Annotated in this window: 14 protein-coding genes; 7 read left to right on the forward strand and 7 right to left on the reverse strand. The window is 61.5% G+C overall.

The features are described 5' to 3' along the window. Positions 1 to 3: 3 nt before the first annotated feature. From N8A98_RS22690 to N8A98_RS22720, 7 genes are all read right to left on the reverse strand, one after another. Positions 4 to 921: an ABC transporter permease subunit gene (locus N8A98_RS22690; protein WP_262168721.1), complete on the reverse strand. Its 918-nt coding sequence runs from the start codon at positions 919 to 921 to the stop codon at positions 4 to 6. A 10-nt stretch (positions 922 to 931) separates the two neighbouring features. Beyond that, positions 932 to 1816 (reverse strand): ABC transporter permease subunit, encoded by an 885-nt coding sequence (locus N8A98_RS22695; RefSeq protein WP_262168723.1) that lies wholly within the window; start codon positions 1814 to 1816, stop codon positions 932 to 934. 71 nt (positions 1817 to 1887) lie between these two features. Next, positions 1888 to 3225 carry an extracellular solute-binding protein gene (locus N8A98_RS22700; protein WP_113123202.1) on the reverse strand — a complete coding sequence of 446 codons (1338 nt, stop codon included), beginning with the start codon at positions 3223 to 3225 and terminating at the stop codon, positions 1888 to 1890. Positions 3226 to 3533: 308 nt separating this feature from the next. Then, a complete protein-coding gene (locus N8A98_RS22705) occupies positions 3534 to 4733 on the reverse strand; it encodes a mandelate racemase/muconate lactonizing enzyme family protein (RefSeq protein ID WP_262168725.1) in 1200 nt (399 codons plus the stop codon). Between the two features lie 9 nt (positions 4734 to 4742). After that, positions 4743 to 5069: an NIPSNAP family protein gene (locus N8A98_RS22710; protein WP_262168726.1), complete on the reverse strand. Its 327-nt coding sequence runs from the start codon at positions 5067 to 5069 to the stop codon at positions 4743 to 4745. 154 nt (positions 5070 to 5223) lie between these two features. Continuing rightward, on the reverse strand, positions 5224 to 6585 hold the full coding sequence (locus N8A98_RS22715) for a mandelate racemase/muconate lactonizing enzyme family protein (RefSeq protein ID WP_262168728.1): 1362 nt from the start codon (positions 6583 to 6585) through the stop codon (positions 5224 to 5226). Positions 6586 to 6614: 29 nt separating this feature from the next. Further along, positions 6615 to 7310 (reverse strand): GntR family transcriptional regulator, encoded by a 696-nt coding sequence (locus tag N8A98_RS22720; protein WP_113124106.1) that lies wholly within the window; start codon positions 7308 to 7310, stop codon positions 6615 to 6617. 331 nt (positions 7311 to 7641) lie between these two features. Between N8A98_RS22720 and N8A98_RS22725 the strand changes: the two genes are divergently transcribed. The 7 genes from N8A98_RS22725 (at position 7642) to N8A98_RS22755 (ending at position 14855) form a co-directional block, all read left to right on the forward strand. Next, positions 7642 to 9087, forward strand: a complete 1446-nt coding sequence (locus tag N8A98_RS22725) for an extracellular solute-binding protein (protein ID WP_262172116.1) — start codon at positions 7642 to 7644, stop codon at positions 9085 to 9087. A gap of 155 nt (positions 9088 to 9242) precedes the next feature. Further along, entirely contained in the window at positions 9243 to 10130 is an 888-nt protein-coding gene (locus N8A98_RS22730; RefSeq protein ID WP_262172118.1) for a carbohydrate ABC transporter permease, read from the forward strand. Then, positions 10127 to 11002, forward strand: coding sequence for a carbohydrate ABC transporter permease (locus N8A98_RS22735; protein WP_262168730.1), 876 nt, complete (start codon positions 10127 to 10129; stop codon positions 11000 to 11002). Before N8A98_RS22730 ends, N8A98_RS22735 begins: the two co-directional genes overlap by 4 nt. Before the next feature lie 9 nt (positions 11003 to 11011). Further along, positions 11012 to 12112 carry an ABC transporter ATP-binding protein gene (locus N8A98_RS22740; RefSeq protein WP_262168732.1) on the forward strand — a complete coding sequence of 367 codons (1101 nt, stop codon included), beginning with the start codon at positions 11012 to 11014 and terminating at the stop codon, positions 12110 to 12112. A gap of 9 nt (positions 12113 to 12121) precedes the next feature. Then, positions 12122 to 13276 carry a mandelate racemase/muconate lactonizing enzyme family protein gene (locus N8A98_RS22745; protein WP_262168733.1) on the forward strand — a complete coding sequence of 385 codons (1155 nt, stop codon included), beginning with the start codon at positions 12122 to 12124 and terminating at the stop codon, positions 13274 to 13276. A 231-nt stretch (positions 13277 to 13507) separates the two neighbouring features. Next, positions 13508 to 14254, forward strand: a complete 747-nt coding sequence (locus N8A98_RS22750; protein ID WP_262168734.1) for a ribonuclease activity regulator RraA — start codon at positions 13508 to 13510, stop codon at positions 14252 to 14254. Between the two features lie 67 nt (positions 14255 to 14321). Then, complete coding sequence (locus N8A98_RS22755; RefSeq protein ID WP_262168736.1) at positions 14322 to 14855, forward strand: M35 family metalloendopeptidase; 534 nt, start codon at positions 14322 to 14324, stop codon at positions 14853 to 14855. The last annotated feature ends 85 nt before the right edge of the window (positions 14856 to 14940 follow it).

Below are 14940 nucleotides of genomic sequence, written 5' to 3' on the forward strand. Positions count from 1 at the left end.
CAATCACTTGTCGCGAGAAATGAGGCCGCGCACGAACCAGCGCTGCATGAGGGCAACCACCAGCAGCGGCGGCAGCATGATGATGAGGGCGCCCGCCATGGTGACGTTCCAATCGGGGGTGCCGTTCTGGGCGGGAATGAGCGCCTTGAGCTGCATCACCACGGTGCCGAAATTGGCGCGGTCGGTGGTGATCAGCAGCGGCCAGAGATACTGGTTCCAGCTCGACACGAACATGATGGTGGCCAGCGCCAGCATATTGGTGCGGCTGAGCGGCAGCAGCACGTCGAAGAAGAACCGCATCGGGCCCGAGCCATCCATCTTGGAGGCTTCGACCAATTCGTCCGGGATGGTCATGAAGAACTGGCGATAAAGGAACGTGCCGGTGGCGGTAGCGACCAGCGGCAGGATGAGGCCGGTATAGGAATTGAGCAGGTTCCATTCGAGCCCAATGCGAATGCCCGAAAGGCTTTCAACCAGGCCGGTAATGCCGAACGTGTCGAGGATGACCTGGAAGGGCAGCAGCGCGTTGGCGGCGATGGAATAGGTGGGCACGATGCGCACTTCGAGTGGCAGCATCAGGGTGATGAAAATTAGCCAGAAGCACAGCATGCGGGCGCGGAAGTTGAAGAACACGATGGCAAAGGCGCTGAGCGCCGCCAGGACGATCTTGCCCACCGTCACGCCAATGGCGACGATGAAGCTATTGACCATTTTGGGGCCGAGATCAGCACGGGTCCAGGCGGCCTGGATGTTCTCGAGCAGGTGGGTGGACGGCCAGAGATGCAGCGGCACCTGGCTGACTTCCTGCAGCGACTGGCTGCCGGCCACCAGCGTGATCCAGAACGGCACCAGCACGAGGAACATGCCCAGCACCATGGCCGCATAGGTGACGAAGTCGAAAATGGGGGAACGTTCGATCACGGTCGTCTCCCTAGCTGTAGTGGACGCGCTTTTCGACCCAGCGGAACTGGACGAAAGTCAGCGCAATGACGAGGACCATGAGCACGATCGACTGAGCGGCGGCGCCCGAATAATCGAGGCCTTTGAAGCCATCGATATAGATGTTGTAGACCATGACCTCGGTGGCCCCGATGGGCCCGCCCTCGGTCATGGTGTCGATCAGCCCGAAGCTGTCGGTGAAGCTGGAAATCAGGTTCATGATCATGAGGAAGAAGACGGTGGGCGCGATCAGCGGCAATTGCAGGTCGAGCATGCGCTGGAACGGGCGCGCACCATCCATGGCCCCGGCCTCGGAGATCGATTTAGGGATCATCTGCAGAGCCGCGAGGAAGAAGATGAAATTGTAGCCGATGCCCAGCCAGGCATGGCAGACAATGACCATGCCCAGAGCGTGCCAGCCATTGGTGGCAGGGCTCCAGATGCCGGGCCAGATATCGTTGATCGAGCCGATCAGGCCCGCTTCAGGCGAGAAGATGAAGCGGAAGGCCACGCCGGCAGCGGGCGCCGCGATGGCATAGGGCCACACGAACACCGATTGGAAAATGCGAGTGCCCTTGAGCGCCCGATCCACGAACATGGCGAGCATGAGCGCGATGGCCATGGACAGGCCCGTGGCACAGATGGCGTAGAAGGCGCTGCGGCCGACAGTGGCCCAATATTGGCTGTCGCGGAAGATGGCGAGAAAATTGGCGAAGCCAACCCAGGTATTGCCGCCGCCCCAGGCCTGTTCGAGCGTGAATGCCCAATAGAGCGCCTGTGATGTGGGCCAGTAGAAAAACACCAGCACCAGCAGGAGTTGGGGGGCTAGCAGCAACCAGGGCAAGGTGCCGTTACGATAGAATGCGCGTCGTTCCATGAACCATCCGCCTCGCAGAAAATAGCAATGCACGGACGGCTTTCGCCGCCCGCGCTTTGGTCATCGTCAGATCAGGGGAGTTGCTGACCGGCATAGGTCTGCTCGAAGCGGCGCAGGATTTCGTTGCTGCGCTCGGCGGCGCCATCAAGGGCCTGCTGCACGGGAACGTTGTTGAACAACACTTCCTGCATGGCGTCGGCGACTTCCTTGCGCACCGCGCCGAAATTGCCCAGGCGAACGCCGCGGGTATATTCGGTGGGCGGCGTGAAGGTCAGGCTTTCGATGGCCTGTTCGCGGCCCTTATAGGGCGCATTGGCGTAAAAGCCCTTGTCGGTCATGGCCTTGAAGCCCGAATTGGTCACCGGGATGTAGCCTGTCACGGTCGACCACCATTCGGCCTGCTTGGGAGTGGCGAGGAAAGCGTAGAACGCCGCCGCGCCCTTGTACTGCTCGGGGGTCGAGCCCTTGAGCGTCCACAGCGAAGCGCCGCCCACCAGCGTATTGGTGCGTTCGGTGCCTTCCCAGATCGGGAGCATGGCGACATCCCAATGCATGCCTTCAATGGCCTGCTTGGCGAAGGTGCCGTGATCGGCAATCGAGGAGGACGACATCTGGCACTTGGCGTTGACGAAGGCGTCGTTGGCGGTTTCGCCGATGGCCTTGGACTTGGCGACGAACAGACCCTCGTCGTACATCTTCTTGATCCAGGTCAGCTGATCGACAAACTTGCCGTGGTTGAATTCCACGGTGGCATCGAGCCCTTCATAGCCATTGCCCTTGGAAGCGATGGGCTGGTTGTGGGCAGCCGAGAACTGCTCCCACCACTGCCAGGTGCCGGTCGGATCGAACGCGACGGGGCAGTCATAGCCAGCGGCTTTGAGATCACGGGCGATCTTTTCGACCTGTTCCCAGGTCTGGGGAGCGCCTTCAAAACCGACGGCCTTGAGGGCGTCGGTATTGTAATAGAACATGGCCGTCGAGGAATTGAACGGCATGGAGAGCAGTTCGCCCTTCGAGGTCGAATAATACGAAGCGATGCCGGAGAAATAGTCGTCCCAATTGATCTGGTAGCCGTTTTCTTCCATCAACTGGCGCACCGGGATGTAGGCGCCCGACAGCATCAGGTCGAGCGTGCCGCCATCGCTGATCTGGGTGATGGTGGGCTGCTTGTTGGCGCGGAAAGCGGCAATGGTGTTCTGCAGGTTGGCTTCGTAATTATCCTGGCTGACGCAGACGATCTCATAGTCGGCCTGCGACTCGTTGAAGGTCTTGCACATGTCCTGGATGCGTTCGCTGAGGTCGCCGGACAGGCCGTACCAGAATTCGAACTTGGTGGCGGCAGAAGCCGGCGCCGCAACGCTCAGCGCGCTGGCAGCCAGAGCTGCACCGAACAGCCATTTGCTTGTCATTTGGGTAGTCTCCGGGAATGGGTTGCGCTGTTGAAAGCGGCGCGACTCCTAGCCCCGGTGGTTGACGGAATGACTGCGTTGCGGTGACGGATCGATGACATTGCACAGCTGTGCGATGGATCGGGGTGTTTGGGGTGATTTGGTAGGTAGGATGGACCGGAGTGCCCCCACCTAGCCTCCCCCTGATAGGGGGAGGAACAGGCCGGTGCTTGCGACTCGGCCCAGTCCCAAGAGTGGAGATATCCCTCCCCCTATCAGGGGGAGGTTAGGAGGGGGTATCCGCTAAAAAGCGCCCTCCTCCCCAGCCCCTAATCAAAAAATCCCACATCCTCTTCCATCAAATACGGCTTGGCCGCCTTGGCATCGATATCGAGCCCCAGCCCCGGTCCCGGCAGCAGATCAACCATGGAATCATTGACGATGCGGCCAGCCGGCAGCCCCGTCACGATATCTTCCCACCACGGATCGGATGCGCTGGGATATTCGAACGCGATATAGTTGGCCGGCAGCGTGGCGCACACATTGATCAGCGCCCCCAGGCCCAGCAGCCCATTGGCCGTGCCATGCGGGGCCATCATGATCGAGTGCATATAGGCGTGCTCGGCCACCCATTTGAGTTCGGCAATGCCCCCGATATCAGCCGGATCCGGCCCCACGACCCGCACCGCCTGCGTCTCGATCAGTTCCTTGAAATTGTGCCTGAGATAAATCTGCTCGCCGGTATGGATGGGCGTCGAGGTCGAGGTGGTCAGCTCGCGATAGGCCTGCGGATTGACCCAGGGGACATAGTCGCCGGTCAGCATGTCCTCGAGCCACATCAGGTTGTACTTTTCCACCGCCTGAGCAAAGCGGATGGCGTCGGGCAGGAACCAGCCGGGGCCGCAATCGAGCGCCAGGCTGACCTTGTCGCCCAGCACTTCCTTCATGGCGATGACGCAATCGAGCATGTGATTGAAGGCGTGCTCGCTGATCTGCCCCTGGTCCATGGCGCCGTGATAGGCAGGCGGCTGGCTCACGCCATAGTGGAAGTCCTCCACATTGCGCTTCATGTTGGAATGAAAGCCAATGCCCTGCTTGACCATGAAGAAGTTCTCGGGCCGCTCCTTCATCCATTTGACGTCGGCGGCATAATCCTCGGGCCTATCGCCCGTGCGCTTCTGGCGGATCGAGCCATTATAGACGCGCACCTTGTCGCGCACCTTGCCGCCGAGCAGCTTGTAGGCCGGTACATTGGCCGCCTTGCCGGCAATGTCCCACAGCGCATGTTCGATAGCGCTGACAGCAGCGCCGTAGGGCTTGAAGCTGCCGCGCTGGCGGATTTTGAGCATCACCCGCTCGACATCGGTGGGGTCCTCACCGATCAGCGCCTCGCGGAAATGCAGCACCCAGGGTTTGAGATAGGGCTTGGTATATTCCACCTCGCCCAGGCCATAGAGCCCCTCATCGGTAACGATGCGGACGATGGGATGCCGGCCGATAACAGCGCAGCGCAGATCGGTGATTTTCATGGAAAATGCCTATTGCACGGACGAGAAGGCGGTGGGCGTCAGGAACTGGCTGGAGATATTGGCGAGGATGGGCCCATCGCGCTCGGAATCGTCGCGAACCTTGTGCCATTCCGGATCGGTGACGAAGGCCTTCCACTTGGTTTCGCGCTCGGCGAGGGATTCCCAGGCGACGAAATAGGTCAGCCGATTGCTGCTTTCGCCCACGGCGGTGGTGAAGAATCCCGCCTGGCGGATGCCGTGTTTGTCCCACAGCTTGAGCGTGTGGTCGCCAAAGCGCTTGAGCAGCGCCGGCAGGCGGTTGGGCAGGCACTCGTAGATTCTCAGCTCGTAGATCATCGAACGTCCGTTCTGTGTACTTGGCCCCACCCCACCCTTGATCCCTCCCCATCGGAGGGGAGGGAGACGACTGCGGGTTCAGCGGGGTCTGGATCAGGCTCCCTCCCCCTTATGGGGAGGGCGTCAGGTTGGGGCGGCCTGACCGCCAATGCAATCAGCTCCAGGTGCGATCCCAGGAATATTCGTCATCCCATTGCTCGGTGCTCTGCCAGATGCCTTTGACACCCTCCTGCAGGTGCTGGCTGATGACCTCGTCGACCACATCGTCAATGCCCAGGCCCGGCTTGTCGGGCACGGTGATGAAGCCGTTCTTGACCAGCGGCTTGGGCAGGCCGGTGACGATATCGTCCCACCAGGGCACGTCGACCGTGTGATATTCGAGCGCCATGAAGTTTTCCGTGGCGACCGCAACATGGGCGGCGGCCATGGCGGCGATGGGGCTTTCGGCCATGTGGATGGCCATGGCAATGCCATGCTCCTGCGCCGCATCGCCGATTTTCTTGGTCTCGTAGATGCCGCCCGAGGTCAGCACGTCGGGATGGATGACCGAGATGCCCGATTTGAGCAGCGGCTCGAAGCCTTCCTTGAGGTAGATATCCTCGCCCGTGCAGATCGGCACGGTGGTGGCTTCCTGCAGCTGCCGATATTGGTCGGCATATTGCCAGGGGATCACGTCCTCCAGCCATGCCGGCACGTATTTCTCGATCCGCCGCGCCAGGCGGATGCCGTTTTGCAGCGAGATATGGCCGACATGGTCGATGGCGAGCGGCACTTCGTAACCGATGACCTCGCGGACTTCGTGGATATATTGCTCGAGCAGGTCGATGCCCTTGTCGGTGAAATGCAGGCCGCTAAACGGGTGGCGGACATTGTGAATGTCGTAGACCGCATTGCGCGCCCGCCGGTCCTCCATGGTCTTGACCGGGCCGCGGCCGGGATGGACCCGATACCCTTCGAGCGAGCCGGATGGCGCGACGACCGCGCCGGGAATATCGGCGATCTGCATCAGGCCCAGATCCATCTTGAGGAAGGTGAACCCCAGATCCATACGCTCTTTGAGCCGCTTGCCGGTTTCGGTGCCGCTGGGCTTGTCGGCGTCGGTATCGCAATAGATACGCACTTTCTCGCGGAAACGGCCTCCCAGCATCTGGTAGATCGGCACGCCATAGGCCTTGCCCGCGAGGTCCCACAGCGCGATTTCCACCGCCGAAACGCCCCCGCCCTGCCTGCCATGGCCGCCGAATTGCTTGATGCGGCGGAACAGGCGATCGATATCGCAGGGATTTTCGCCGATCAGCCGGCTCTTGAGCATCAGCGCGTAGGTGGCGCTGGCGCCATCGCGCACTTCGCCCAGGCCGACAATGCCCTGATTGGTATAAATCTTGAGCAGCGCGGAGGTGAACGGCGCGCCGACAATTTCGGCTACGCGCAGATCGGTAATGCGCAAATCGCTGGGCCGCGAGCTGGTGCGGACATTATTCTCAATGCTGTCGGCGGCCTCCAAAGTGGTCGTCATCAATTCCCCTCCTCAGAAAAATTTTGTTTTTATGTCAGCGGCTTGCGGGCTCCGGTGGCGCGGGCAAGGCGCATATGCTCGATAATGTGCCGGCCCGACCCCTCGACATGGGCAGCAATGACCGCGGCGGCCCGATCGGCATCCTGGGCGCGGATGGCCTCGATCAGTTCGTGATGCTCGCGCAGCACGGCGACGCGGCGGCTGAGCGAGGTCGGAAAGCGCCGGCTGATGGCGCGCAGCACTTCGCGATGGCGCCACCACAAATCGGCAGCGTGGCGATTGTAGTGCCGGTCATAGATGACCTCGTGGAACCGGGTATCGAGCTGGCCGTGCCGGTTGGGGTCGCTGAAATTGAGCGCTTCGATCTCGGCCTGAATCTCCTCGAGCTGGGCGATATCGGCCTCGGTGGCGATGCCGACGAACCAGCGGGTCAGCGCCGGTTCGATCAGCGCGGCGATCTCGATAATGTCGCGCACGAAATTCTCGTCGATCGGGCGGACCCGCGCCCCGCGATGGGGCTCCATGATGACGAAATCCTCGCCACGCAATTGCTGCAGCGCCTCACGAATGGGGTTGGTCGAGGTGCCGTAGCGCTTGGCCAGATCGGCGACCTTGAGGCGTTCATTGGGCCCGATCTTGCCCGAAATAATGTCCTCCCGGATCAGCTCGTAGATCGAAGCTGGCACGGGTTCGACATCAATCGTGGCGGCAGGCTGAGTATCCATAATTGCCTTGTTTATGGGCAGTCAGCACACAAGCCAAGGGGTTTTGCACATTAAAACTCAAAAATAATGTACGATCCAAACATTATTGACAGACAAGTAGCAGTCTGGAACTGTCCAGCGTGGGAGACACGGCAAAAGCCGGCCCCAAGGGGTGGAGCAGCGAAACGGCAACGTTTTTTAGCGCGCCCCAATGACTAAGGAGGCGCAGCTGAAGCTGCGAGGAAGCCCAGGTTCGGCCGAGGGGGCTGAACGGTCTTCCGACTACGAGGAGGACTTTTTGATGACGAATTCGCAGGGCTCGCCTGATCGTCGGCGGCTGCTTGGCTATGCCATGGCGGCGCTGACCACGGCGTCGCTGATGTCGAGCACCGTTTATGCGCAGAGCGTCGATCTGAGCCAATGGTCGCCGGACTACGTGAAGTCGATCGCGGGCACCAAGGACTTCGACGCCGCCAAGGATTGCGGCGCGGTCGTGCCCAACGATTATGCCGGCAATGTCAGCTACTGGTATACCGGCCCGTTCGAAGCCGATCCGCAGATCGCGCACGAACAGGACAAGGCGTTCTGGGACGCGTTCCACGCCGCCTACCCCAACATCAAGACCGACGTTCAGTCGATCACCTATAACGAACTGCTCGACAAGTTCCGCACGGCCCTGCTCGGCAATTCGGCCCCAATGGTCATCCGCCTGCAGATTCTCGGCGGCGTCGAATTTGCCGCCAAGGGCTATCTGAACCCGGTCAAGCCGGAAGACTACGGCTTCACCGTCGCCGATTTCTGGCCCGGCGCGCTCAAGTCGGTGACCTACGACAACACGCTTTACGGCCTGCCCACCAATAACGAGACCATGGCCTTCATCTGGAACGCCAAGGTGTTCAAGGACGCTGGGCTCGACCCGGAAAAGGCACCGGCAACCTGGGACGACGTGGTCGCCTATTCCAAGCAGATCCACGACAAGCTGGGCATTTCCGGCTATGGCCTCGTAGCCAAGCAGAATGCCGGCAATACGCCGTTCCGTTTCATGCCCCAGCTTTGGGCCTATGGTGGCGGCTCCCTCGACGAAGCCACCGCCAACCCGACCTACAAGACGGTCGAGATCAACAATGCCGGCTCCAAGGCCGCCTTGCAGGCTGCGTACCAGATGTACGCCGTCGACAAGTCGGTGCCGGTTTCGGCCCTCACCAATACCCAGGCCGAAAACCAGGCGCCGTTCATCGCCGGCCAACTCGGCATGATGATCGCCCATCCGGCCGAATACGCCAAGATGCTGGATCTCGCCAGCAAGGCTACCGGCGCCGATAAGGCCACGGCAGACGCCGTGGTCGAAAACATGCGCTATGGCCTGATGCCGACGGGACCCGACGGCAAGCGCGCCGTCGTGTTCGGCGGCTCCAACATCCACGTGGTCAAGCCGGAATTCGTCGATGGCGGCAAGGTGGACGAGCAGGCCGTCAAGGCGCTGATCTGCATGTGGGACAGCCCGGAATGGTCGACCAAGCTGGCCTGGGTCGGCTCCAATCCCGGCAACATCAATGGTTTCCTGACCTCCGCCATGAAGGAGCGCCTGGATACCATCAAGTTCCTCGACGTCACCACCTCGATGCTGCCCAACGGCATCCCGTTCCCGGTCCTGCCGGAATCGCCCGAGATCATGAACATCGTGGTTCCGGACATGCTGCAAAACGCCCTCACCGGCAACATGACGGTCGATCAGGCGACTGAAGACGCCGCCAAGAAGATCGAGACCATTATCGGTGGTGGTGGCGGCGGCATCTGACCTGCCTCTCGGCAAATCTCGGGCCGGCGGCCACTCGTCGCCGGTCTTTCTATTCATAGTCAAAGGGTGGTGCCACGGTGAGCAACGTACAGGGACAAGCGATCTTCCGGGATGTTCCTGGCCAGGCGCCCAAGCGGGCCAATCTCGGCCAGCGCATGTACACCAGCCGCTTCGACTACCTCTATGTTGCGCCAGCGCTGCTGGTGATGCTGATCGTGATCGCCTATCCGGTCTACTACACGATCGAACTCAGCTTCTATAAAACCCCAGCCAGCCTGTCGCTGGCCGACAAGACCTTCACCGGCTTCGATAACTACGCGACGGTCCTCAACAGCGCGATCTTCTGGAAGGTCACCTGGCAGACCATCATCTGGACCGTGCTGTCGACGCTGTTCTCGTTCATGATCGGGCTGGGCGCCGCCCTGGCGCTGCATCGGGCCTTCATCGGCCGGGCACTGCTGCGCGGGCTCCTGCTGATCCCCTGGGTGGTCAGCGCAGTGGCCGCCTCCTATGTGTGGAAGTGGCTCTACCATTCCGATTTCGGCGCCATCGGCGCACTGCTCAACGCTGTTGGGCTGACCAAGGGCCCGGTCAATTTCATCGATAACTCCACCACATCGCTCTACGCCCTGATCGTCGTCAATGTGTGGAAGGAGTTCTCCTTCGCCATGATCATGCTGATGGCCGGGCTGCAAACCGTGCCCGAATCCCTGTTGCGGGCGGCGCAGGTGGATGGCGCCACGGCCTGGCAGCGGTTCTGGCACGTGACCTTCCCGCAATTGCAGGGCGTCTCGACCGTGACGGTGTTGCTGTTGGTGGTGCAGAATTTCAACTCGTTCATCATCCCCTTCATCATGACCGGTGGCGGGCCGGTGGGCTCGACGCAGATCTGGATCACCCACATCTACGAGCTGGCCTTCCTGCGCCAGAACTGGGGGGTTGGCGCGGCCTATGCGGTGCTGCTGTTCCTGATCATGATGGTGCTGGGCTATTTCTATGTCCGCGCCCTCACCCGCGGCGATGACAAGAGGGCTGGCGCATGACCGCGATGACCGAAAGCGCCGTGCGGCGGCGCAGCGTCGACTGGTGGCGCTGGAGCGGGCGGCTATTCCTGGTGCTAGTGCTGGGCTTCACCGTGATGCCGATGATCTGGATGATCATCACCTCGCTCAAGACTGGCTTTGCGGCGATGCAATATCCACCGCAATGGTGGCCGGCCGAGCCGACGCTGGAAAACTATACGCGGCTGCTCGATCCATCAGGCCGCATCGGGCAGGACTTCCTGCACTATTTCTGGAACAGCCTCTGGGTTTCGACCATCACCACGATCCTGGCGGTGGTGGTGGCGGTGCCGGCGGCCTACGCGTTCTCGCGCTTCCGCTTCCCCGGGCGCAACTTCCTGTTCTTCGCGGTGCTGCTGCGCAACATGTTCCCCGCCGTGGTGTTCCTCGTGCCGCTCTTCATCCTGATGAAGGCGCTGGGGCTGGTAAATACGCACGGCTCGCTGATCCTGACCTATCTGACCTTCGGCCTGCCGCTGGCGATCTGGCTGCTCAAGGGTTTTTACGACAATATCCCGATCCAGCTCGAACAGGCGGCCCGCATCGACGGCGCCACGCGGTTCCAGGCCTTCATCTTCATCGTCATGCCGCTCTCGACGCCGGGCATCATCGCCACCTCGATCTATAGCTTCATCGGGGCGTGGAACGAATACATCTACGCCTACACCTTCCTCACCAAGCAGTCGCAGATGACGCTGCCGGTCGGCATCCAGCGCTTCTTTTCGGAGAATGCGACCGACTGGCCCGGCCTGATGGCGGCCACCTTCATCATGAGCGTGCCCGTCGTCGTGCTGTTCCTCGTCCTGCAAAAATACTTCGTGCGTGCCCTCACCGAAGGCGCCGTCAAACATTAGGAGCCGAAGATGGCCGGGATTGTCCTCGAGCACGTCATGAAGACTTACGGCAGCCTGTATGCCGTCAACGATGTCAGTTTCACCGTCAACGACGGCGAATTCGTCGCCCTGGTGGGTCCGTCCGGCTGCGGCAAGACCACGACGCTCAACCTGATCGCGGGCCTCTTGCCCATGAGTGGCGGCGACATTTCCATTGGCGACCGCGTGGTCAACGATCTCGATCCCAAGGATCGCGACATCGCCATGGTGTTCCAGAACTACGCGCTCTACCCGCAGAAGTCGGTCTACAAAAACCTCGCCTTCCCCCTGCAGATGCGCAAGCTGCCCAAGGCGGAAATCGACCGCAAGGTGCAGGACGCAGCCAAGCTCCTCGACATCACCCACCTGCTCGAACGCAAGCCGCGCGAGCTGTCCGGCGGCCAGCAGCAGCGCGTCGCCCTCGGCCGCGCGCTGGTGCGCGATCCCGCCGTATTCCTGATGGATGAACCGCTGTCCAATCTGGACGCCAAGCTGCGCGTGCAGATGCGCAGCGAGATCAAGCGTTTCCATCACAACCTCAACGCAACCGTGGTCTACGTCACCCATGACCAGCTCGAAGCGGTCACCATGGCCGACAAGATGGCGGTGATGAATGGCGGCCTGCTGCAGCAATATGACAGCCCGGCCAATGTGTTTGCCCATCCGGTCAACACCTTCGTCGCCAGCTTTGTCGGCAGCCCCGCCATGAGCCTGATCCCGCTCGAGGTGGTCAGTAAGGGCACAGAGGCGTCGCTGCGCAGCCCCGAGGAGGGCTGGGAGCTGCCGCTGTCGGCGTTCAATGCCCGCAAAGCCAATGCCTCCAGCAATGGCAAGGTGGTGCTGGGCGCGCGGCACTCGACGCTCAAGCTGCACAAAGCAGCGGCGCCCGGCGCGGTGCCGGGCAAGGTCTATACGGTGGAGCCCACCGGCGATGTCACCTTCGCGCAGGTCTTCATCAGCGGCGCGGTGGTCAATATCAGCCTCGATCCCTCCGTCCTCATCGCCCCCGACGAAAAGGTCTGGGTCGAATTCGACCAGGACCGCATGCACCTGTTCGACGGGGCAAGTACCATGGCCCTCCAGGCCGCCTGAGTATCATTGATGAAAATCACCGCCATCATCCCCTACCCCACCTGGGTCGGCATTCGAAACCAGCTCATCGTCAAGGTGGAGACCGACGAGGGCATTTACGGCTGGGGCGAGAGCGGCCTGTCCGGCCGCGAAAAGGCGGTGGTTGGCGCCATCGAGCATTATCGCGAATTCCTCATCGGGCGCGATCCGATGGCGATTGGCGCGTTGTGGCAGGAAATGTATCGCAGCCAGTATTTCGAGGGCGGCCGCGTGCTGACCGCCGCGATTTCGGCCATCGACATCGCCCTGCATGACATCAAGGGCAAGGCGCTGGGCGTGCCGGTCTATCAATTGCTGGGTGGCAAGCAACGCGACCGCATCCCCACCTTCGCCACCACCAAAGGGCCATGTGGCCCCGAAATGATCGAGCAAGCCCAGGAGCTGATGGCGCTGGGCTGGAACGCCCTCCGCCTGTTCCCCGCCGACCACGGCAGCAAGAATATCTACGAGCCGCGCCAATCCATCGCCGAGACCGCCAAATGGTGCATCAAGGCCCGCGAGGCGCTGGGCGAGGAAGTGGTGCTGGGCGTCGATTACCACCATCGCCTGTCGGTGGCCGAAGCCGCCAGCTATTGCCAGAAAATGCCCTCCGGGACCCTCGATTTCCTTGAAGAACCGATCCGCGACGAAACGCCCGAAGCCTATGAAGCGCTGCGAAAAATGACCGACGTGCCCTTCGCCATTGGCGAGGAATTCGCCAGCAAATGGCAGTTCCTGCCCTATATCGAACGCGACATCCACCAGTTCAACCGGATCGATGTGTGCAATGTCGGCGGCCTGACCGAGGCGATGAAGGTCGCCGGCTGGAGCGAGGCGCATTATGTCGACATGATGCCGCACAATCCGCTCGGCCCGATCTGCACGGCAGCCACCATCCACTTCTCCGCGGCGGTCGCCAATTTCGCCTGGCTCGAAACCCGGGCCTCGCCGGGCGAGCTCTATCACGGCTTCGATGATGCCGGCATTTTCACCAGCCAGCCCCGCCTCAATGGCGCGGTCTACGACGTCACCGACGCGCCTGGGCTGGGCGTCGAGGTCGATGAGGAGCTGGTCAAAAAACAAAGCTTCAAATTCTGGGAAGCTCCGCATCTGCGACGCACCGACGGATCAGTCACCAATTGGTAGGCGCAAGATGAAGTGGCGTTTCGTGGACCGGGGGAGCCCCGATCCAGTCCCCTCCCCCTTGAGGGGAGGGCTAGGGTGGGGGTGTCGTACCCTTCGCAAACTCCATGTTGGTGGATAGTCCGACACCCCCACCCTCAATCCCTCCCCTCAAGGGGGAGGGAGGCATATCGCGGCTCACCAAGCGCCGTTCAAACTGAATATTGATTGGCCGTAGAGGCAGAGGAGATTTTCATGACGCACACACCCGGCATTACCCGCCCATCCAAGGACATTATCGCGGCGCTCAAGGATATCGGCTCGGCCACGGTCGCCGGTACGCTGGGCCATATGGGCATTCGTAACCCGCATATTCAGGGGCCGGTCAGCTCCAATCCGGGCAAATCGATCGTCGGCCCGGCGCTGACCCTGCAATTCATGCCCAAGCGCGAGGACCTCTACGGCGATGGCGAATATGCCGACCCCGAAAAGCAGCTCCACCGTCATGTCCTCTACCACGTCGAGGAAGGCGACATCGTCGTGGTCGATGCGCGCGGCGACATGACGGCCGGCGTGTTCGGCGACATGATGAGCACCTATTTCAAGGGCCGCGGCGGCGCCGGGATGATCATTGACGGGTGCCTCCGCGATTACCCCAATCTCAAAAAGCTCGACCTGCCGCTGTGGGTGCGCGGCTGGACGCCCAATTTCCACACCCAGACCGGGTTGATGCCCTTTGCCGTCAATGTGCCGATCGCCTGTGGCGGGGTCACCGTCATTCCCGGTGATATCATCGTGGCCGATGACGATGGCGCCGTCGTGCTGCCGGTGGCGCTGGCGGCCGAGGTGATCGCCAAATCGGCCGAGCATCACGAATGGGAAGATTTCTCCCGCATGAAGCTGATGGAAGGCGCGCCGCTACAGCGCTATTATCCGCTCCATGCCGATGCGCGCGAGGAATACGAGGCCTGGCGCCAGCTCAACCCGGTCAAACATTCCTGACAAGCCCCGCCCTTCCCGCCGGCCCCTGATCCGCGCTACAAGCCCTCGCACTTGCGAAGGTCTTGTTATGGTGATGCGTTTGCTGGCCGCTCTTGTCGTGGCGCTCTTTGCCCTGCCGGTTCAGGCGCAACAGGCCGATCTGCTGGACCAGGCCATTGCCGATGCAACCCACACCTTCGAGCGCGCCCTGCCCCAGTTGGGCGCGACCATGATGGGCGTCGATACGTCAGCCTATGGCGATGCGCTCAAGGCGCGGCGATTTCATTCGGCGCGAACCGGCAGCGCGCGTGACGTGATCTTCGTCATCGAGGACAGCGAAAAAGGCTCCTGCGCCAAATTCGCCGCCTATGTGGCTGGGGTCGCCAATAGCGACGCCGCGCATATGTTCCTCTGCCCGCAATTCTTCACGCCGGGCGCCGACCTGCTGCGCGAAACCACGATCCTGCACGAAATGGTGCACGTGGTGACCGGCACCGATGAATGTCAGGCCATGGCCTATACCGCGCAGGTGCAGATGCTGGCCCGGGGCAGTTTTGTGCCGGTGGCGCGGTATTGGAAGGACAATGGATGTGCTGGTTCACGGTATAGACTGCCGGATTAAAGACCCCAGAAATCCTCCCTCGCGCTCCTCACCACAGTGTCATTCCCGCGAAAGCGGGAACCTCTGTTTTGGATGCAAGGGAAGG

This window comes from Devosia neptuniae (genome assembly GCF_025452235.1).
Lineage (GTDB): Bacteria > Pseudomonadota > Alphaproteobacteria > Rhizobiales > Devosiaceae > Devosia.